Raw genomic sequence first — 19,298 nt, 5'->3', positions numbered from 1 at the left:
GGATGGATGATGACCCGTCCGGTTTTTTCCGAGCACAGGTCTCTTGTTACCGATTTGGGATAGTGGGAGGTTCAGGGAGAGGCATAGGATCGAATCCAGCGTGCGACAAGAACAATAACGCCATCCGGTGACGGTGAGCGGTTGACTGCATCGATCCTACAACGCCTGCCTCATACAATAAGGTCAAGAAAACATGAGTGTACCTCTCCCGGTCAACAGCTCCACGGAGCTCAAGCGTGGGGCCCTGGGTGTCGGCTTCATCATCTTCTTCGTGGTTTCGGCGGCGAGCCCCTTGAGTGTCATCGCCGGCGGCTTTCCCATTGGCATCATGCTGGGCAACGGTGCCGGCACACCGGCGTTGCTGATCCTGGCCCTGCTGGTGTTACTGGCGTTCTCGGTCGGCTACACGACCATGTCCCGGCACGTCACCAACGCCGGCGGTTTCTATGCGTTCACCTCGCGCGGCCTGGGTGGCCTGGCCGGTGGGGCGGCGGGAGTGCTGGCGATGTTTGCCTACAACATCCTCCAGGTCGGCCTGTATGGCATGTTCGGTGGGGTGGTCAGCGGCACGATGGAAAGCGTGTTCGGCCTGGTGTTGCCCTGGTGGTCGTACTCGCTGATGGCGATGGCCAGCGTTGCGATTCTCGGCTATCGCAAGATCGACCTGTCGGCGCGGGTGTTGTCGGTCATTGTGATCGCCGAATATCTGGCGATCCTGCTCCTGGACTTCGCCATTCTCAGGACCGGCGGCGACAGTGGCATCAATCTCGACGCGTTTGCGGGCCGCCACGTGTTCAGCGGCACCCCGTCGATCGGCCTGCTGTTCTGTTTCGCCGCGTTCATCGGCTTCGAGGCCACCACTATCTACGGCGAAGAGGCCAAGAACCCGCAACGTACGATCCCGATTGCCACCTACTGTTCGGTCTTGCTGATCGGTGGGTTCTACGCGCTATCGGTCTGGTCGATGGTGATTGGCGTCGGGGCGGACAAAATCGTCTCCACGCTTCAGGCCTTGCAGGACCCGACGACCTTTATCTATGGCATGTCCGATCACTTTGTCGGCCCGCACCTGACCCAGGTCATCCGCGTGCTGTTCATGGTCAGCATCTACGCCGGGCTGCTGGCGTTCCACAATGCCGCGGCCCGTTATTTCTACGCCATCGGGCGTGACGGCTTGCTGCCCAGCCGGTTGGGGACCACCCATCGCGTCCATCAGAGCCCGCACATGGGCTCGGCGCTGCAGAGCTTGATCTCCGCCGTGGTCGTGCTGATTTTCGCCGCGATGGATGCCGATCCGATCCTGCAACTGTTCGCCTGGCTGTCCAACCTGGCGACGCTTTGCGTGATTTTGCTGATGGCGCTCACGTCCGCCGCAGTATGGGCCTTTGCCCGGCGCCACCCCGAGCTCAAGCTGGGGATCTGGCGTGGGCGGATTTTCCCGGGGTTCTCTTGCATTGCGCTACTGACGGTCCTGTTTATCGCGGTGGTGCATTTCGATGTGTTGACGGGCGCGAGCAAGACCTTGTCGTACGGCCTCTGCGCCATCATTCCTGCAGCCCTGCTGGCTGGCGTGTTCCTCGCGGCGCGACTGCGCAAAGTAGCGCCGCAGCGGTATCGGGTGTTAGGCAGTCACAAGCTATAGGCGCCTGCGCAGTATCGATGGCGCTTGACTAGGATAAAGCTAAGCTCATTGATTCCTGCGTTCCAGTGCCCCAGCGGTCGGTGTGCCAGGCTGGGCCGCAGATAGCAGAGGAGTCTTGCGATGACGCTTCCACGAGCGTTGGCATTCGATGTGTTCGGTACCGTGGTTGACTGGCATTCAGGCATCGCACGTGAGGCGAGTACATTCGTGTCGACCTACCTGCCCGCTGTCAGCCCCGCCGAATTTGCAATGCAATGGCGCCGGTTGTATGCGCCAGCGCTGCGCGAGTGCATCAAGGGGCATGGAGGCTTCGTCGTGCTGGACACATTGCACTACGAGACGCTGGTCCAGTTGTTGACAACTTACGGCCTGGAAGTCGACCAGCTTGCCCCCGAGGCATTGCACACGCTTGCCCATGCCTGGCGCCGCCTGGACCCGTGGCCTGACGTGGCCGAGGGCCTGGCCCTGCTGCGCCGGCGCTTTGCGGTGGTGACCTTGTCCAATGCCAATGTGGCCTTGATGATCGCCATGAACCGCTACAACGGTTTGCAGTGGGACGCGCTACTGGGGGCGGAGTTCGCGCAAACCTACAAACCGGATCCTGCCGCCTACCTGTCCACGGCAAGGGCGCTGGATCTCAAACCCAATGAACTCTGCCTGGTGGCCTGCCACCACAGCGATCTCGCGGCAGCCAGGGATTGCGGGCTGATGACGGCCTATATCGACCGGCCCATGGAATATGGCGGAGCGCCTGCACCCGATGCCGCCGACGCCCAGGATTGGGATTGGCAGGCGGATAGTTTCATCGATCTTGAACATAAGCTCTAGCTGCTTGAGGGGCTGTTCAGGTGGAATCGGGAACAGTGCGTTTGAGCCCGGATGCAAACGACATGACCCCCTAAAGGTGGTAGCGCGATTGCACCCATTGTTGGATTTGTTCCAATGCTTTCCCGGGGGCCAGGGTGCTGTCCGTTTCAATGAGGCGTGTCTTGTTGGCAAGCACATCGTCCCGGATCACATGGCGGAACCAGTTGGAAAAATCGCCGGCCTTCAAATGTTCGCAAAGAGCGACATCGGGCAGTTGTATCGAGAGGGACAAAAACTCCGTCAGGTTCGCGGCACTTTTGCCTAGGGCTGGAAAGTGAAAGGCATGCCATGCGCCTACATTTCCCGAGACGTACTTGCCGCTGTGCCGATGGTGCTTCTGGTCTGGCTGGACCTGGTCGAGCAACACCACTTGTTCGTCTTCTCGTATATTCCACAGACAGCCATGTTCCAGGCCTGGTGAACGCCCTGGAAAGGCGGGCCCGCTGTGTTGTATGCGTTTGGCGAACTGTTCGACCAGTTCCCGGGCAGTGCTGCCCAACGTTACCAGCACGTCAACCTCCTCAAGGAGCGCCGGGCATACCTGATCGAAGTTCAGGGCAACAATGATTGCCCCCATGTTGCCGAGAAAGCCGGGTGCCCAACTGGCACAGTGGGGAAGCATGTAGTGTGCTTCGTCGACGATCAGCCAATAGGGTCGGCCCGAAACGTTGCGAAGATGCTGGATTGCGGGCAATAGCTCACCAAACAGTTGCACCCGCGCTGCCGGATCCAGGGCCAGGGCGCTGACCACAACGTTAAGCCGCGCCTGTAGAAGCAGTTGTACCGATTCCTCGGTCGTCGGGGGCGTGGTCAGGCCTCCCACCGTTACCGCGCCGTCGAGGGTCAGATAGTCGCCTTCCGGATCAATGATGCAGAAATCCTGGCGAGCCTGGACCATTCGTTCTGTCAGCCAGGTAATGAAACTGGATTTGCCGGAGCCTGAGTTGCCAACGACCAGCATCACCGACTCCGCAGGCAGCCAGGCGTTGTTCGCATCAACCGTCTGGCCCAACGGGACCCCGGTGCGCTCGATGGGTACCAGCGCGGCGTCTTTTTCCAGCAGCATCTCCACCAGCTCGCAGACCCCGCGGCCATGGTCTTGGCTGAGGCAAACGTCTGCGCTGGACTTTATCGACGCAATGGCATTGTTCACGGCCGCGGCACAGCCACAGATCGATAAAAAGGCGTGGTCGTTTTCCGCATCACCCACGCCCACCACGTTCAACTCACAGATACCCAGTCTTCGCAGAGCAGCACTCAGGCCCGACGCTTTGTTCACACAAGGAGGCAGGACCATGATCGCATCCTTGTTGAACGTCATTTGCCACTCCAGGCCGAGTTCGCGGATGCTGCTGAGCACTGTGTTTTCAAACGGACGCCACGTGGCGATGACTGATCGGCCGATCGACAACGGCGAGACCCCTTTGTCACGTAGGCTGGCCACCAGTTCGGTCGAAGCTGGATCAGCGATGAGTTCTTCGGTGTCCGTGACGGGGTCGTACAAGAGCGCGCCGTTTTCGACGATCACCAGGTCAAACAGATCAAGGTTTGGAAACTGGTGCTTGAGCGCTTGCAGTTCCCGGCCGGTCACCAGCAGTAACTTGCGGCCGCTCTCTTTGAGGCGCGTGAGCGCTGCACAGACCTGCGGCGGGACGTTGCCGTTTTCGGCAATGGTCCCGTCAAAATCCATTGCCAAGGCTAAGAAGTGCATGCTCTCTCCAGGCTCGGTTTAATCGGATTTCGTCCAGTCAGGATTCGGTCGGTGAACCAGAATGGAATCATTCCTGTTCTGCATGTTGTCATCGATGCAGCGACAGGCTGGGCATGCCGTTTCCTGCAAATGCACCATTTTCCGCCAGGAACGTGGCGATCAGGCCGGTGCTGTCGAGCACCTGCAAGTGTTGCGTGACGCAGTCGAGCGGCAGGCGAAACGGCACAACGGTGTCGGTAATCGCGATGTGTTCAAAGATCGGCGGGTCGAACAGTTGAGGGCCAGTGGTAAACAAACCATGGGTGGCGGCGGCGAACAAACGTGTGGCGCCAGCCTGCTGACAAGCCAGGCCAGCACGTTTGAGCGTGTCCCCCGTGCTGATCAGGTCATCGAAAATAATGGCGGTCTTTCCGGCAACATCGCCGATCAGCAGGGTGCCCGTGAGCGTGGTATGGGCACGGTGCTTTTCCATCAAGGCGCTGCCGACCGTACGTCCCAGTTGCCGCTCCAGGGCCTGGCGAAAGTGTTCAGCGCGCTTGGTCCCCCCCGAGTCCGGAGACACCGCCACCACGGCGGCGTCGCCGACGCGTGGCGCGAAATGCTCGGCGAACAGTTCCGCGCACTGCAGATTCCATGCAGGCAGGCGAAATGCGTTATCGAACGCGGCTGGATTGTGCACGTCCAGGGTCAGCAGGCGATCCACGCCACTGGCTTCGAAAAACGACGCCACGTAGCGAGTGATGGTCGGGTCTTGAGGCTGGCTGCGGCGGTCCTTGCGCCCGTAGCAGAGGTAAGGTGAAACCACCTGCACCTGGCGCGCGCCGGCATCCTTGAGGGCTCCGCAAAAAAACAGCAGGCGACACAGCTTATCGTTGGCGCTCTGCCGGCCATCGCCATACAAGGAATGGAAGACTATGACCTCGCGCCCGTTTACCGGATCCAACGGGCGACACTTGTGTTCGCCGTCTTCATAGTCACGTTCCTCATGGCGTGCCAACGGGCAGCCAAGCCGTTGAGCGACGCGAGCGGCATAGTGCTCGCTACCTTGCAGGGCAAAAAGAAGCGGGGGCAGGGTGAGCATGCAAGACTCCTCTGAGGCTGCCGGCAAGGCGCCTCATTTCAGTGGCACGTATCCATGTGCATTTTTGCCATTGCGAGCCTGCCTGGCTCGCCGGCCTTGATCGAGCGCATCCTCAACGGGCCGCGCCATGGCGCACCACCTCAATGCAATACTCCTCTTCGAAGGGCGGCACATGGCATTCGACGATGTCATCGGCGGCGACCTGCAAATGTATGCCAACAATGTCGGCCCGAATCGGTTGCTGGCAGATATGCCGGTCCACCAGTACGGCGGTATGGACGCGACGAGCCCCCAGTTGCGCCAGGTAGGCGCAAGTGCGCAAGAGCGAATGGCCTTCGAAGAGCACATCGTCGACCACCAGCAAGGTGGTATTGGCCAGGTCGAGACCGCCCAGGGCCGGGTTTTCGGTCAATTGGGTGTAGGTATGCAGCACTTGCAGGTCGTCGGCGTAACGCTTGACCCGGAGCGGGTAAAGAGGCAATTGCGGCTGGCCGGTCCGATGCGCAATGTACTCGCGCAACCGTTGCGCCAGTGGTTCGCCCCGGCGCTGGATACCAATCAGTGCCGCGTGAGTCGGGGGCAGGAGAGTCGCGGCCTTGCGCGCCATTGCCTGCAGTACGTCATCCAGCTCGTTGCTGTCATACAGGCGCACCCGCTGACTTGCCAGTAGGACCGTCATCGCCTTTCTCCTGTCGGTAAACCATGGGTCAGGTACCCAGGCACTGCACCGTTGTGCCTGGGTTTCCAATCAAGTTAATCCGGTTGTCATTGACGAGATTGACATTGATCAATCGCGGTCCAAACAAAGACCGGTCATTGACGAGGGCGAACCGCCACCCCTCCCAACGCGCATGCGTCGTTGAATGCCCGGCCGACGAAAGTAATTGATATATATCAACGCCACGGGTGCCCTGACAGAGGATGGTGGATCTACAACGAAGGTGCCCGTTGCAGCGGCAGATACGCCAGTGGCCCGCCGTGGCAGGCAGAGACAAACGAGCAAGTTCCATGGAGTCCGATCATGAGCCAGTATCAACGGTTATTGCTGATCATCAACCCGGCCCTGCGCCACTCCCATGCCTTGGGACACGCCGCAGCCTTGGCCAAGGCCAGCGGTGCGAGCTTGCACATCGCCGCCTTGATCCCTTCCTGGAAACTGTTGTCACTGCTTGAAGAAGGTGACCGGGAACAGGCGCGCGAAGGCTACCTGCAAGACCATCGCGATTGGCTCAAGAACCAGGCGAATCACCTGCGCGACACAGGCATCGACGTGACGACGGAGGTGACCTGGGCCGATGATATGCAGCAAGACATCCTCGATCACGTCGCCGAAATGCAGCCTGACCTGCTGATCAAGCAGGTGCAGCGCGAATCAGCGTTCAAGCGGGCCTTTCTCACCCCGCTGGACTGGCGCTTGCTGCGTCACTGCCCGGTACCGGTGTACCTGCTGAGTGAAGGTAACCTGCCCTTGCCGCGCAAGGTCGTGGCGGCGGTCGATGCGTCCAATACCCTGGCACGGGACAACGAGCTCAATGAGCGGATCATCCAGCAGGCATGCGGGCTCGCCATCCAATGTGATGCCGAGTTGCACTTGCTGTACGCCTGCGACATCTCGATGGTGTACATGGGCGATATGGGTGGCGGCGGTCTAACGCTCTCGGACCTCGGCGCGCAGTTGCGCAAAGAACATGAAACATCCTTTTTCGACCTGGCTGACCGATATGGCGTGGCTGCTGAGCGACGTCATTTCATTGAAGGGCACCCTGTGGCGGTGTTGAGTGCGTTCGCCGATGAGCAGCATATGGATGTGATTGTGATGGGCAGGGTCCAGTCCCATGGCCTGGAAAAGCTTTTGGGCAGCACGACGGAACATACCCTCTACCAGGTGCCTTGCAGCGTTCTAGCCATCTAGTGCGGCCAGGATCGTCCATAACGAAGCGACAGGCATCATTGCCTCAGGAGGTTCCCATGATTCAGAGCCCCTCATTGCAAACCACTTTGCCGAACCGCACCGAGGCCGGTCGACGACTGGTGGAGCCCTTGCTCAAATACGCCAACAGACCTGACGTCATCGTCCTCGCCTTGCCCCGTGGTGGCGTCCCGGTGGCTTATGAAGTCGCTACCGCCCTGAATGTTCGCCTGGACCTGATGTTGGTGCGCAAGCTTGGCATCCCATCGCACCCGGAGTTCGCCATGGGCGCCATTGCCAGCGGTGGCATACAAATCCTCAATGACGACGCGCTGCGGGTGCACCCGATCGACCGCGCCAGTTTCGAGGCCGTGGTCGCCCGGGAAACGCAGGAATTGTCCCGGCGCGAACAGGTTTATCGAGGAGCCCGCCCGCCGTTGCAGCTCAAGGACCAGGTCGTGATCCTGGTCGACGACGGCCTGGCAACCGGCTCCTCCATGATGGCTGCGGTCCATGCGGTACGCGTGCAGTCCCCGGCGCGCATCGTTGTCGCGGTGCCGGTTGCTCCGCTGGAAACGGTCGAGGTTTTGCGCAGCGAAGTGAATGAAGTGATTTGCCCGCTCATTCCCGAGTGGATGATGTCGATCGGTTATTGGTATTTGAATTTTGCCCAGACTTCGGACGAAGAAGTCATCGATCTCATGCACCAGGCCTGGCAGCGGGAAGCGTCGAGCGGTTGCACGACGGAGCATGTTGATGCTTGAACCTCAGTCTCTATCCATCGACCTGCCAGGCGTGGAGTTATCGGCCGATCTGCGTTTGCCGGCGAACACCCGCGCCCTGGTGATCTTCGTACATGGCAGTGGCAGTGGTCGCGCCAGCCCGCGTAATCAATACGTGGCCAATGTCCTGGCCCGTCGTGGCCTGGGGTCGCTGTTGTTCGACCTGCTCACCGGGCCGGAGCAGCGCATGGACAATCTGACCGGGGAGTTGCGTTTCGATATTCCCTTGTTGGCCAGGCGACTGATCCATGTGATTGACTGGGCCCGCCGCGACCCTGACCTGCGCGCGCTGCGAATCGGTCTGTTTGGCGCCAGTACCGGCGCAGCAGCGGCTATGGTGGCGGCTGCCGAGCGCGTGGATGCGGTCGCGGCAGTGGTCAGCCGGGGAGGGCGAACCGACCTGGCGGGGCCGGCGTTGGTCAGGGTGGAGGCGCCGACCTTGCAGATTGTCGGTGCACAAGACCCACTGGTGTTGGGCTTGAATGACCAGATTCGCCGGGTCCTTCGGTGTGAGCAGGCATTGGAAGTCGTGGCGGGTGCCACGCATCTTTTCGAAGAGCCCGGCACCTTGGAGGAAGTCACCAGGCTTGCCGGCGACTGGTTTGAGAAATACCTGCTGGTTTCCAAGCCCTCAACAAACTGCCTACCTCCTCATACGCCAAACGGATAGGTTTCGTCCTCCGGTTCCAGTTGCTGGTTTTGCGGCAGGGGCAGCGCCGTGACCGGCCTGGTTTGCTCGAACCAGATCATGGCATCGAATTGTTCGGCCAGTACCGACTCGAAGTAGTGACTGAAACGCTCGCTCTCGGGGCGGTAAATCACCCCGATGGCCCGTTCCAGCAAAGGGGTGGACAACACGCGTCGCAGTTCTTTTCGCTGCGGATCTCGCCAATCGGTCAGGGACGCCGCAACCCCGGCTTTGAGGAACTGATGTTCCCAGCTGTCCGGCCGGGAAGGGCGAATGTCCTTGATCCGCATCTCACCGTCCCAGTCATCGGCGGCAGCCACCTGGCCGCTGTCGGTGGCCATGCCGATCAAGACGGCGTCACGCCCATAGGTGCTACGGCACAGTTGACCGATGTTGAACTGCCCCTTCCAACCCATTTCCGTGGCGCCTGCATTGCCGATATGGGAGTTGTGCGCCCAAACCACTGCCTTGGCATGCGGCCCTCGATGTTCGAGTAAGGCACGCAACGTCTCGAACATGTGTCGGTCCCGCAGGTTCCAGGAGAGCGTCGATCCTCGATAAACCGCGCGGTAATACTGTTCCGCCGCCACCACCACCCTGGCGTTCTGCGTCGCGTTGAAGAACGCTTCGTCGTCGCGGATGAGCCCGGCCAATTGCTCGGCCAGCATGACGTTGAGCTGCTCGACCACCGCTTGTTCGCAGGGCATTACACCGTCGCGCTCGACAAAATGACCATACAACGCGGGATCATCCTGCCACGGAGTCAAGCAACCATAGCGTCGCCGGGCTTCATGGGCCAGATGCGGATCGACCCGTTCCAAATAGCTCAGCACCTCATGAATGGAGTTGCGCAGACTGTAGACGTCCAGGCCACGGAACTCGACTCGTTGTTCGGCAGCCAGGGGGTGATTGTGTCCATGCAGCCAACGGGTGAATGCCTTGACTTCGCTGTTGCGCCACATCCAGGTCGGGAACCTGCTGAAGATGTGGCGTTTCCACGCCGAATGCGCCAGCCCCCGGACGTACTGGTCGACATGACCGGCATCCGGCCAGTCGGCCTCAACCGCCACGATATTGAATCCGTGACGCTCGATCAGCCGTTGGGTAATCGCCGCCCTGGCTCGATAGAATTCACTGGTTCCATGGCTCGCCTCGCCGATCAACACCACGCGCGCGTCGGCGTAGCGATCGAACAGTTCGGCAAAGCCGGGTGAGTCCAGGTCCGGCAGTGGTTCAGCGTATTGACGCAGCAAAGGGGCTATGTGGGCTCTATCAACGTGATATTGCCGACCGTAGAGCTTTTCCATCAGTTTTTGCGAAGGTGAGTTCATGAACGTCATCCCTCAAAGTTGAGCACGCAGGCGGAATATCAAAAAACCCTGAGAAAAGGTGATGCTGTTCAGTTCAAGAGTAGATTCAGCTACTTGCTTAAGTGACAGCGTTGCAGGGGCCAAGGGGTTCTTACGGGCTACAGTTTCAGGCGATCAGCAAATGATCTTCCACCTTGTTGACCCCCGGTACAGACCAGGCGGCCCGTTCCGCGATCTGACGTTCACGCCACAGATGCACTCTGCCTTCAAGCTTGACCACACTGCCTTCGACCTTGATTTGAATCGCCTTGGCGTCGATTTCGGCATTGCGCTTGAGCGCTTCTTCAATGCGCCTCTGGATATCGGCCACGGCCACCTGGGGACGAAGCGTGAGTCGGTTGTCCACGCCGACCACGCCCGAAAGCTTGCGTACGGCCCGTTCTGCCGTTTCCTTCTGGTACTGCCAGTCCACCTGGCCTTCCAGGCTGATCCAGCCGTTCTCCACGATCACCTTGACGGCGCCTATTGGAAGATCGGAACTCCAATCAATGATGTGCAGCGCGCGAGTGGCGATGGCGTCATCCGTTGTGCCGGCCACCTTGTTCAGTCTTACCTGGAGTTCTTCGGCCACTGCGCGCACGCCCTTTACTGCCTTGACGGCACGTTCGGCACTGACTTTCTGGGCGTAGTCGCTGACGTGGCCAGTCAGGGTGACAACCCCATCGTGTACGGCAACGCCAATGTCGGCGGCATCGATACCGGGCTGGAATTCAAGCTCTTCCAGGATGGTGTTGCGCAGGCTCAGGTCGCTCATGACGATGTCCTCGGTAGAAGGGGCAGGATTTGCCCGTTCCTCTTTTTTACCCTCGGTCAGCGTCAAGACATTGAGCTAGGTCAAGTGGGTAACAGTGCTCGCTGGCCGTTGATCGCTAGGATCGATAGGGTAAGGGTCATGTCCCGACGGGCAACGACACGAAAGCGGGGCGAGCCCTGGGCGCGCTGCCAGGATTCGCACAACGAGGCAGGCCAATCGTTTTTGAGGAAGTTTTTCTTATGCTCGATAAATGGCTGGACCCCGTTCTTTTGCTGTTCACCGCGCTGACGCTGCTGGCGGGGGCCGTTGCGAATATTGCGCAGCAACCCGAATGGGCGTCGATATGCTGGGCGGCGGGCAGCCTGGTAATGTCTGGGGTCCTGCTGGTTGAAATCCTGAAGCGCCTGGCCCGGCGCGAGAGCGGTGTCGACCTGATCGCCCTGCTGTCGATCACCGCGGCTCTGGTCTTTGGGCAGGCTCTGGTAGCAGCGCTGATTGCCTTGATGCTGGCGAGCGGCCGAATCCTGGAGTTCTTCACCCGGCAACGTGCCGAGCGGGAGCTCAGTGCGCTGATCGATCGGGCACCACGTTTTGCTTGGGTGCAGGAGGAGAGCGGCTTACGCAAAATCCCCGTTGAGCAGGTCCAGCCCAATCAAACATTACTGGTGCGGCTGGGGGAAGTGATTCCGGTTGATGGTCGCTTGCTGAGCCCTGTGGCGGTTCTCGACGAGTCGGCGCTCAGCGGCGAATCGTTACCCCAGACGCGCCGGGAAGGCGAACACCTGTCCAGCGGGGTTTCCAATGTCGGTGCGTCAATCCTGCTCATCACCACACGCACGGCGGCGCAAAGCACCTACGCCGGGATCGTGCGCCTGGCCGAGGCGGCACGCCGTTCCCGTGCGCCTTTCGTACGCCTGGCTGACCGTTATGCGTTGTTCTTCATCCCCTTGACGTTGCTGATGGCAGCCACGGCTTGGTACATGAGCGGCGATGCCTTGCGGGCACTGGCGGTTTTGGTAGTGGCCACGCCGTGCCCTTTGATACTGGCGGTGCCGATTGCCATCATGTCCGGTATCTCGCGGGCGGCGCGACGCGGAATACTGATCAAGGATGGCGTGACCCTGGAAGCGCTGGCCGGCATTAAACAGATATTCCTCGACAAGACCGGCACCTTGACCAGCGGGCATGCCCGCTTGCAGTCGATCGAGACGAACGGCCCCATCGATCCGCAACGCCTGCTTGGCCTCGCCGCTTCGCTCGCGCAGGCTTCGACGCACCCCATCTCCCAGGCCATCGTCGACGCGGCGCATCAGCGCAAACTGCAGCTCTGCGTCCCGCAAGGGGTAGAGGAGAGTCCCGGTGCAGGGCTGTCTGGGCAGGTCGACGGCGTACAGGTGCGTTTTGGCACGTTGGCGTTTGCCAGTAACGATGCGCCTGTGACCGACTGGGCCACCACCATGCTGCGCCACATGGATTACCAGGCATGCAGCGCAAGCTTCATCGCAGTGGATGGCGAGCTCGCTGGCCTGCTGGTCTTCCTCGACACGGTTCGGCGCGAAACCCCGCAAACCCTGCGTCGACTGCGCAATAGAGGGATTGAACGGATCGTCATGCTCACCGGGGATCGCCTGGAAACTGCCGAAATGATTGCCCTGTCCGCCGGGATAGATGAACTGCGTGCCGGGTTGACCCCCGAGGACAAAGTGCAGGCTGTACAGCAGGGTTGCCAGCGCGCCAGCACATTGATGGTCGGTGATGGCATCAACGACGCCCCCGCGCTGGCGGCGGCCAACGTTGGCGTGGCGATGGGAGCCAGCGGTGCCACCGCTTCTGCACAAGCGGCGGGTGTTGTGTTGCTGGTCGATCGCCTCGATCGTCTGGTCGAGGCATTGGACGTCGCCCGGCATACCCGTTTTATCGCCCGCCAAGGCGTGCTGGTAGGGATGGGAATGTCCTTGCTGGCCATGGCGCTGGCGGCCCTCGGTTATCTACCGCCGTTGATCGGTGCCGTGGTGCAGGAGGGCATCGACGTGGTGATCATCGTCAACGCCTTGCGCGCCTTGGGGCCGTTCTGGGCGCAGGGGAAAAGAAAGCTGGCCGCTGAGCATATTGATCACCTGCAAGCTGAACACCAGCAACTCGGTGCTCTACTGAGCGATCTGCATCGACTGGCCAACGACTTTGCCCGACGACCGCCTGAGCAGGCGCGGACTGACCTGTCGGAGTTGGTCAACCACCTGCAGACCTCACTGGCGCAGCATGAGCGCGAAGATGAACAGACACTGTATCCACTGCTGGTGCGAAACATGACAGGTGAGGACCCGCTATCGGCCATGAGCCACGTCCACCGGGAGATTTTTCGCCTGATTCATTTGCTGGCACGCATGAGTGACGACTTCAGTTGCGCCCCCGCCACGGCAACTGCCGATGAGATCCAGCATCAACTGATCCGCCTGGACACCTTGGTGCAACTGCACTTTGAACAAGAGGAGGAGCTGTTTCGTTATCTGGATTGGCGCTAGCGATTCAAGCCGGGAAAAAAGACTGTGCTCCCCCTGTCGCATGCAATGCACGAGCAATTGCGAGCTCGCGCCCTGGCAGTGATCCTGCGTGGAACCTGGTGACTCTCGGTGGCACAGCCCTTTTTAAATGGGCTGTTTGGCCTGCCATACAGGATGCCTGATGGGTGTTCTACTGATGCATCTCCGTCACGGACATGGTGAACACCAACTTGGATCTGCCTGCGTTGGAATAGGAATGTGGTACGTCGGTCTTAGCCACTGCAGAGCTTTCCGCCGGGATGACTAGCTCCGTTTCCCCTACCAAGCATTTCAGCGTGCCTTTTTCCACATGAAACAGTTCAAGCGTGCCCTGAGGGATGCCCCCTGTGAAGCGAAAGATTCGCCTTGGTGCATTTCCCCTGACACCTATGAATGATCAGGGTGTGGACGAAAATGCGTTTACCCGTCTTGTGCAGCAACTGGTGACGGCGAAAGTAGATTCCATTGGGGCTCTCGGGTCCACCGGAAGTTATGTGTATCTTTCTCGAAAAGGGGATGCCCCCTTGCAGGGGGCTGAGTCAGCCCCCTGCAGGTTAAACCCTATAACCAACCCTTGATCTGCGCGCGCAAAGCCTGGGTGGAAATACCGTAGCGATCATGCAACGTCGGCAGCGCGCCAGCATCGAGAAACGCGTCCGGCAGCGCTATTTGCCTGAACGTCGGCGTGACCCCATTGCGCAACAGCACGGTTGCCACCGCTTCGCCCAGTCCGCCAATGATGGAGTGGTTTTCGGCAGTCACTACCAATCGCCCCGGCTTCCTGGCCTCAGCCAGAATAGTCTGCTCATCCAGGGGCTTGATGGTGGGAACGTGAAGCACCGCGACATCCACGCCATCAGCCTGAAGTTCCTTGGCGGCTTCCAGGGCGCGCATTGTCATCAAGCCGGTGGAAATGATTAAAACCTCATTGCCCGTACGCAGGGTCTTGGCTTTGCCGATCTCGAATTTATAGCCATATTCATCGAGCACCAGCGGTACGTTGCCGCGCAGTAACCGCATGTAGACTGGCCCTTGATGCGCGGCAATGGCGGGTACTGCCTGTTCGATTTCCAGGGCATCGCAGGGGTCGACGATCATCAGGTTCGGCATGGCCCGGAAGATTGCCAAATCATCCGTTGCCTGGTGACTGGGGCCGTACCCGGTGGTCAGTCCAGGCAGGCCGCAGACGATTTTGACGTTGAGGTTTTCCTCGGCAATCGCCATGCAGATGAAGTCATAGGCCCGGCGCGAGGCAAACACCGCGTAAGTGGTCGCGAAGGGCACGAACCCCTCCCGAGCCATGCCCGCTGCCGCGCTCATCAACAGTTGCTCAGCCATGCCCATCTGGTAGAAACGCTCTGGGTGCGCCTTGGCAAAAATGTGCAGGTCGGTGTATTTGGACAAGTCAGCCGATAAGCCCACGATATCCTGGCGCTGGTCTGCGAGGGCGGCCAATGCGTGGCCAAAGGGCGCCGATTTGGTGGCCTGACCTTCAGCGGCAATCGAAGCAATCATCGCGGAGGTTGTCAGCTTTTTCTTCGGCGCCTCGGGCGCCTGAGCCGTCGTGTTGGTTGCGTTGCTCATAGGGTCTTGCCTTCTTCGAGGTTGTTCAGGGCCACATCCCATTCATGCTCATCCACGCGGATGAAGTGAGTCTTTTCACGGGTTTCCAGGAACGGCACGCCTTTGCCCATCTTGGTATCGCAGATGATGACGCGCGGTTGTGCGGCGGGATGGCTGCGGGCCGCGTCGAACGCCTTGACCAAGGCGTCCAGGTCGTTGCCGTCTACCCGCTGGGTGAACCAGCCAAAGGCTTGCCATCGGTCAACGATGGGTTCAAATGCCAGCACCTCGCTGGAGTGTCCGTCGGCTTGCTGGTTATTGACGTCGACGATGGCGATCAGGTTGTCGAGTTTCCAGTGCGAAGCGGACATCACCGCCTCCCAGGTGGAGCCCTCATTCAGCTCGCCATCCGATAGCAGGTTGTAAACGAATGAGGCGGATTGCTTGCGCTTCAAACCCAGGCAGGCGCCCACCGCGATACCCAGTCCCTGGCCCAGCGAACCACCGGTGATTTCCATGCCGGGGGTGTACGCGGCCATGCCGGACATGGGCAGGCGGCTGTCATCCGAACCGTAGGTTTCAAGTTCATCCAGTGGAATGATTTCAGCCTCGATCAGCGCCGCATACAGTGCGATCGCGTAGTGGCCGATGGAGAGGTAAAAGCGATCACGCTGTTCCCACTCGGGGTTATCGGGCTTGTAGTTCAAGGCATGAAAGTACGACACGGCCAGCAAGTCTGCCGCGCCCAGCGCCTGACCAACATAGCCCTGGCCCTGGACTTGCCCCATGCGCAAGGCATGGCGGCGAATGTTATGGGCGCGCTGCACCAGAGTGGTGGACGAGACGCGAGATAATGTGACAGTCATGGAGTTCTCCGTTAACTCAACGATTGACCGAAGCGGCAGGAATACGCAGCACCAGACAGGCACCGATGCACAGCACACCGGTAATCAGGTACATGCCGATGGCGCTCGAACCGGTTGTGGTGGTGATCCAACCAATCAGGTAGGGCGAGCAGAACCCCGCGAGATTGGCAAAGCTGTTGATGCCGGCGATCCCCGCAGCGGCGGAGACGCCACCGAGCAATGTGGTAGGCAGCATCCAGAACAGTGACGACGCCGACAGCACGCCTGCTGCTGCAAGGCACAGGCACAACACCGACAGCATCAGGTTGGTGCCGAACACCGCCGCCAACGTGAGGCCCAGCGCGCCGGCAATCATTGGCCCGACCAGGTGCCAGCGGCGCTCCTGGTGCTTGTCGCCGCTACGCCCCATCAGCACCATCGCGACGATGGCGCACAGGTAGGGGAGACTGGTGAGCAAGCCGATGTGCATCGGATCGGCTACGCCTGCGTTACGGATAAGCGTCGGCAGCCAAAAGGTGATCGCGTACTGGCCCATGACCACGCAAAAGTAGATGCAGGCGAGAATCCACAGGCGACGGTCCCGCAGGAACGCCCCGACCGATGCATGGGTGACTTTGCGGCTGTTGTCCTCGGCCAGTTCTTTGCTGATCAGCGTTTTTTCTTCATCGGTGAGCCATGTCGCCTGGTGGACGCCATCTTTGAGGTAGGCCAGCACCATCAGGCCAACGACGACGGTCGGAATGGCTTCGATCACGAACATCCACTGCCAGCCCGCCCAGCCTTGAAAACCTGCGAATTGGGTCATGATGTAGCCTGAGAGCGGCCCGCCGATCATTCCTGAGAGCGGGATCGCGATGAACCACAGCACGGTCATTTTTGCGCGGCGGTAGGAGGGGAACCAGTAAGTGAGGTAGAGCAGCAAGCCCGGCGCGAGACCGGCTTCGGCGATACCGAGCAGAAAGCGCAGCGTATAGAACTGCCAGGCCGTTTCTACGAAGGCGAAGAGGGCGGAGATGATGCCCCACGAAATCATGATGCGCGCGATCCAGCGACGGGCACCGACCTTGTGGAGGATGAGGTTGCTTGGCACTTCGCAGAGAAAATAACCAAGAAAGAACATGCCCGCGCCGAGCCCGTATACGGTTTCGCTCAGGGACAGGTCGTTCATCATCTGCAGCTTTGCAAACCCGACATTTACCCGGTCCAGGTAAGCGCACAGGTAGCACAGCATCAGGAAAGGCATCAATCGCCAGGCAGTTTTGCGATACGCGCTGGAGCGTACTGTGGACACAGCGTCGAGCGTCATGGTGGTCATCATGATGGTCTGATCTCTTGTTTTTATAGAACGCCGGGCCTGAAGCCCGACGTATCGTCGATCCAGAACTGAATGGACAGCGGTGGTGACACCTGTTGTCAGTGGATCAACATGCCGCCGTTTACATCGAGCGTGATGCCGGTGAGGTAGGAGGACAAGTCGCTGGCTAGAAACAGCGCCGCATTGGCAACATCCTGCGCTGCGCCAAGCCGGCCCAACGGGATGCTTTCGATGATTGCGTGGCGTCGCTCATCCTGCATCAGGCCGCCGGTGATGTCAGTGTGGATCAAACCTGGGGTGATGGAGTTGACGCGAATGTTGTCCGCGCCAAATTCGCGTGCCATGGCCTTGCCCAGTCCGAGCACACCGGCTTTCGCTGCACTGTAGTGCGGGCCACCGAAAATGCCGCCGCCGCGCTGGGCCGATACGGATGACATGCAGACGATGCTGCCCGAAGCCTGGGTGCGCATCACCGGAATGACCGCCTGCGACATCAACAGTGTGCCGCGCAGGCTTACATCCAGGACCTTGTCGTAATCGCTCGGGCGAATGTCCAGGGTCTTGATCGGCTGCGTGATGCCAGCATTGTTGATGAGTATGTCGATACGGCCGTAGTGCTCGATAACCTTGGCGACGGCTGCTTTGACTTGCACCTCGTCGGCGACGTTGGCAGCCAGACCCAGATGGCCTTCGCCGAGGGTAGCCGCTGCGTCACTGGCGGCGGATTCGTCGAGATCCAGAATGACCACGCGGGCGCCGTGTTTGGCGAAGGTGACAGCCGTTGCACGGCCGATACCTCGTTCGGATGCAGCGCCAGTAATAATCGCGACTTTGCCTTGAAGAAGCATGAGGGGTACCTCTGATTGTTTTTATGGTTCGATTCAGCGATCGATGGCTCAGAGTGGTCCCCGTGGACATGCCGAGCAATAACGCAAACGTCACTGCTACATGAATAAAATTCAGCACTCCTCAATACAGACCGCAGATGCTTGAATGGCACTCCCCGTTCGAGCCCCAAACCATAGGCTGAATACTGATGCGCCAGGACGATATCCCTTCATCCAAGCTGCCACCGCTGAGAGCCATTCAAGCCTTCGAGCAAACCGCGCGTTTTGGCAACCTGGCAAGAGCCGCCGAAGTGCTGGACCTCACGCCGTCGGCGATCAGCCACCAACTGGCCAAACTGGAGGTCATGATTGGTCGACAGTTGTTTGTGCGGGCAGCGCGTGGGGTGACGCTGACACCGGTGGGTGAGCAGTACTTGAAGGACATTTCCGGTTTGTTGCAAAGCCTTGAGGTCGCTACCGAGCGGGCGGCGAGTGACGTTAGCCTGGATTGCCTGCGGCTGCATTCCTCCCCCAGTTTTGGCTTGCTCTGGCTGATGCCCCGGCTGGAGTCATTTCGCTTGACCAACCCGGACATCCAAATCAATTTATCTTGCTCCTATGAATCACTGCACTTCAGCCAGGACAAGATCGATGTCGATATTCGCCATGGCCGGCCCAACTGGCCCAGCTATGAAGTGCGCACCGTGCGTAACGAGAGCTTCGCTGTGCTGGCCTCGCCCAAGCTGATCGCACGCTGCGCGGTAAAAAGCGCAGTGGATCTTCTGGTAGAAGACCTGATCCTTTCCGAAGCGACTTTGCTCAGATGGCCTGAGTGGTTCGCTCAGCATGGCCTGGCGCGCCCCGAAAAACCCTACGCCTTGAGTTTTGACCGATCCTACATGAGCCTGGAAGCGGCGAGCCACGGGTTGGGATTTGCCCTGGAAAGCACGCTGCTGGCGCAAAAATACCTCGCCAGCGGTTCGCTCGTTGAGGTCGCCCCCGAAGCTTTGAGCTCTCCGGTAGCGGCCCACCATTTAGTGTTCCCGAAGGCCCACTCCAGTTTTCCCAGAGTCAGGCGATTTTTGGGTTGGATGGAAGGGGAGTTGGGGCATGGCTTTGTGTTTTAACGTTATGGCTGTCCGAAGGGCGGCCGCCGTCATGTCGGGAATCGAACGTGACCACGAGCTTTGAGGCGTTTTAGCGAGCCAATCTTGCATTGTGAAGTGCGCGATTTCGCATTAAAGGCTCTCAGGAGCCCCGAAAAACATTTTGACTGGGCTCTAGAACAATGTTTTCAGGCAGAAAAAAATCAAATATGCCCCCAGTTTTGCCCCCAGTTGCATGCGATGCACTCACAATTGCGAGTGCGCGCCCTGGCGGTGA

Annotated in this window: 16 protein-coding genes; 7 read left to right on the top strand and 9 right to left on the bottom strand. The window is 59.8% G+C overall.

The window, feature by feature from the left end; all coding sequences use genetic code 11:
- Positions 1-193: 193 nt before the first annotated feature.
- Both F7R20_RS12600 and F7R20_RS12595 read left to right on the top strand, forming a co-directional pair.
- Entirely contained in the window at positions 194-1,642 is a 1,449-nt protein-coding gene (locus F7R20_RS12600) for an APC family permease (RefSeq protein ID WP_003202255.1), read from the top strand.
- 120 nt (positions 1,643-1,762) lie between these two features.
- Positions 1,763-2,470 (top strand): haloacid dehalogenase type II, encoded by a 708-nt coding sequence (locus F7R20_RS12595; protein WP_003202252.1) that lies wholly within the window; start codon positions 1,763-1,765, stop codon positions 2,468-2,470.
- 70 nt (positions 2,471-2,540) lie between these two features.
- On the opposite strand, the gene F7R20_RS12590 is transcribed toward F7R20_RS12595, so the two are convergent.
- The 3 genes from F7R20_RS12590 to F7R20_RS12580 all read right to left on the bottom strand — a co-directional run bounded on the left by F7R20_RS12590 (position 2,541) and on the right by F7R20_RS12580 (position 5,980).
- Positions 2,541-4,220, bottom strand: a complete 1,680-nt coding sequence (locus F7R20_RS12590) for an HAD-IIB family hydrolase (protein ID WP_003202250.1) — start codon at positions 4,218-4,220, stop codon at positions 2,541-2,543.
- 88 nt (positions 4,221-4,308) lie between these two features.
- Positions 4,309-5,301, bottom strand: coding sequence for a ribose-phosphate diphosphokinase (locus F7R20_RS12585; RefSeq protein ID WP_003202248.1), 993 nt, complete (start codon positions 5,299-5,301; stop codon positions 4,309-4,311).
- A 112-nt stretch (positions 5,302-5,413) separates the two neighbouring features.
- Positions 5,414-5,980 carry a phosphoribosyltransferase family protein gene (locus F7R20_RS12580; protein WP_003202245.1) on the bottom strand — a complete coding sequence of 189 codons (567 nt, stop codon included), beginning with the start codon at positions 5,978-5,980 and terminating at the stop codon, positions 5,414-5,416.
- 342 nt (positions 5,981-6,322) lie between these two features.
- Between F7R20_RS12580 and F7R20_RS12575 the strand changes: the two genes are divergently transcribed.
- Genes F7R20_RS12575 through F7R20_RS12565 form a run of 3 tightly spaced genes read left to right on the top strand, consistent with a single transcriptional unit; the run spans position 6,323 to position 8,662 of the window.
- Complete coding sequence (locus F7R20_RS12575; protein ID WP_003202243.1) at positions 6,323-7,213, top strand: universal stress protein; 891 nt, start codon at positions 6,323-6,325, stop codon at positions 7,211-7,213.
- A gap of 56 nt (positions 7,214-7,269) precedes the next feature.
- Positions 7,270-7,974, top strand: coding sequence for a phosphoribosyltransferase (locus tag F7R20_RS12570; protein WP_003202241.1), 705 nt, complete (start codon positions 7,270-7,272; stop codon positions 7,972-7,974).
- On the top strand, positions 7,967-8,662 hold the full coding sequence (locus F7R20_RS12565) for a dienelactone hydrolase family protein (RefSeq protein ID WP_003202239.1): 696 nt from the start codon (positions 7,967-7,969) through the stop codon (positions 8,660-8,662). The genes F7R20_RS12570 and F7R20_RS12565 overlap by 8 nt, the downstream gene beginning before the upstream one ends.
- Here F7R20_RS12565 and F7R20_RS12560 read toward each other — a convergent pair.
- Positions 8,644-10,011 carry an erythromycin esterase family protein gene (locus F7R20_RS12560; protein WP_003202238.1) on the bottom strand — a complete coding sequence of 456 codons (1,368 nt, stop codon included), beginning with the start codon at positions 10,009-10,011 and terminating at the stop codon, positions 8,644-8,646. The genes F7R20_RS12565 and F7R20_RS12560 overlap by 19 nt on opposite strands.
- A gap of 145 nt (positions 10,012-10,156) precedes the next feature.
- Positions 10,157-10,804, bottom strand: coding sequence for a BON domain-containing protein (locus F7R20_RS12555; protein WP_003202237.1), 648 nt, complete (start codon positions 10,802-10,804; stop codon positions 10,157-10,159).
- Between the two features lie 239 nt (positions 10,805-11,043).
- Here F7R20_RS12555 and F7R20_RS12550 point away from each other — a divergent pair, with 239 nt between their 5' ends.
- Positions 11,044-13,326, top strand: coding sequence for a heavy metal translocating P-type ATPase (locus F7R20_RS12550; protein WP_003202235.1), 2,283 nt, complete (start codon positions 11,044-11,046; stop codon positions 13,324-13,326).
- Between the two features lie 579 nt (positions 13,327-13,905).
- Here F7R20_RS12550 and F7R20_RS12540 read toward each other — a convergent pair.
- The 4 genes from F7R20_RS12540 to F7R20_RS12525 form a co-directional block, all read right to left on the bottom strand.
- Entirely contained in the window at positions 13,906-14,928 is a 1,023-nt protein-coding gene (locus F7R20_RS12540; protein WP_003202233.1) for a transketolase family protein, read from the bottom strand.
- Entirely contained in the window at positions 14,925-15,773 is an 849-nt protein-coding gene (locus F7R20_RS12535) for a transketolase (RefSeq protein ID WP_003202231.1), read from the bottom strand. The genes F7R20_RS12540 and F7R20_RS12535 overlap by 4 nt, the downstream gene beginning before the upstream one ends.
- A gap of 16 nt (positions 15,774-15,789) precedes the next feature.
- Positions 15,790-17,091: an MFS transporter gene (locus F7R20_RS12530; RefSeq protein WP_003202229.1), complete on the bottom strand. Its 1,302-nt coding sequence runs from the start codon at positions 17,089-17,091 to the stop codon at positions 15,790-15,792.
- 95 nt (positions 17,092-17,186) lie between these two features.
- Positions 17,187-17,936, bottom strand: a complete 750-nt coding sequence (locus tag F7R20_RS12525) for an SDR family NAD(P)-dependent oxidoreductase (RefSeq protein ID WP_003202227.1) — start codon at positions 17,934-17,936, stop codon at positions 17,187-17,189.
- A 188-nt stretch (positions 17,937-18,124) separates the two neighbouring features.
- Between F7R20_RS12525 and F7R20_RS12520 the strand changes: the two genes are divergently transcribed.
- Positions 18,125-19,042 (top strand): LysR substrate-binding domain-containing protein, encoded by a 918-nt coding sequence (locus F7R20_RS12520; protein ID WP_003202225.1) that lies wholly within the window; start codon positions 18,125-18,127, stop codon positions 19,040-19,042.
- Positions 19,043-19,298: the final 256 nt, after the last annotated feature.

Source organism: Pseudomonas brassicacearum subsp. brassicacearum (genome assembly GCF_008801605.1).
In the GTDB taxonomy this organism is placed as follows: Bacteria; Pseudomonadota; Gammaproteobacteria; order Pseudomonadales; family Pseudomonadaceae; genus Aquipseudomonas; species Aquipseudomonas brassicacearum.
This window is presented reverse-complemented; position numbering and strand designations above follow the sequence as displayed.

What these genes read in the sequence shown, in the direction of transcription:
- F7R20_RS12550 (WP_003202235.1), top strand. Translation starts at nt 11,044, where the DNA reads ATGCTCGATAAATGGCTGGACCCCGTTCTTTTGCTGTTCACCGCGCTG.
- F7R20_RS12565 (WP_003202239.1), top strand. Translation starts at nt 7,967, where the DNA reads ATGCTTGAACCTCAGTCTCTATCCATCGACCTGCCAGGCGTGGAGTTA.
- F7R20_RS12600 (WP_003202255.1), top strand. Translation starts at nt 194, where the DNA reads ATGAGTGTACCTCTCCCGGTCAACAGCTCCACGGAGCTCAAGCGTGGG.
- F7R20_RS12530 (WP_003202229.1), bottom strand. Translation starts at nt 17,091, where the DNA reads ATGATGACCACCATGACGCTCGACGCTGTGTCCACAGTACGCTCCAGC.
- F7R20_RS12520 (WP_003202225.1), top strand. Translation starts at nt 18,125, where the DNA reads ATGCGCCAGGACGATATCCCTTCATCCAAGCTGCCACCGCTGAGAGCC.
- F7R20_RS12585 (WP_003202248.1), bottom strand. Translation starts at nt 5,301, where the DNA reads ATGCTCACCCTGCCCCCGCTTCTTTTTGCCCTGCAAGGTAGCGAGCAC.
- F7R20_RS12540 (WP_003202233.1), bottom strand. Translation starts at nt 14,928, where the DNA reads ATGAGCAACGCAACCAACACGACGGCTCAGGCGCCCGAGGCGCCGAAG.
- F7R20_RS12535 (WP_003202231.1), bottom strand. Translation starts at nt 15,773, where the DNA reads ATGACTGTCACATTATCTCGCGTCTCGTCCACCACTCTGGTGCAGCGC.
- F7R20_RS12595 (WP_003202252.1), top strand. Translation starts at nt 1,763, where the DNA reads ATGACGCTTCCACGAGCGTTGGCATTCGATGTGTTCGGTACCGTGGTT.
- F7R20_RS12590 (WP_003202250.1), bottom strand. Translation starts at nt 4,220, where the DNA reads ATGCACTTCTTAGCCTTGGCAATGGATTTTGACGGGACCATTGCCGAA.
- F7R20_RS12525 (WP_003202227.1), bottom strand. Translation starts at nt 17,936, where the DNA reads ATGCTTCTTCAAGGCAAAGTCGCGATTATTACTGGCGCTGCATCCGAA.
- F7R20_RS12555 (WP_003202237.1), bottom strand. Translation starts at nt 10,804, where the DNA reads ATGAGCGACCTGAGCCTGCGCAACACCATCCTGGAAGAGCTTGAATTC.
- F7R20_RS12580 (WP_003202245.1), bottom strand. Translation starts at nt 5,980, where the DNA reads ATGACGGTCCTACTGGCAAGTCAGCGGGTGCGCCTGTATGACAGCAAC.
- F7R20_RS12560 (WP_003202238.1), bottom strand. Translation starts at nt 10,011, where the DNA reads ATGAACTCACCTTCGCAAAAACTGATGGAAAAGCTCTACGGTCGGCAA.
- F7R20_RS12570 (WP_003202241.1), top strand. Translation starts at nt 7,270, where the DNA reads ATGATTCAGAGCCCCTCATTGCAAACCACTTTGCCGAACCGCACCGAG.
- F7R20_RS12575 (WP_003202243.1), top strand. Translation starts at nt 6,323, where the DNA reads ATGAGCCAGTATCAACGGTTATTGCTGATCATCAACCCGGCCCTGCGC.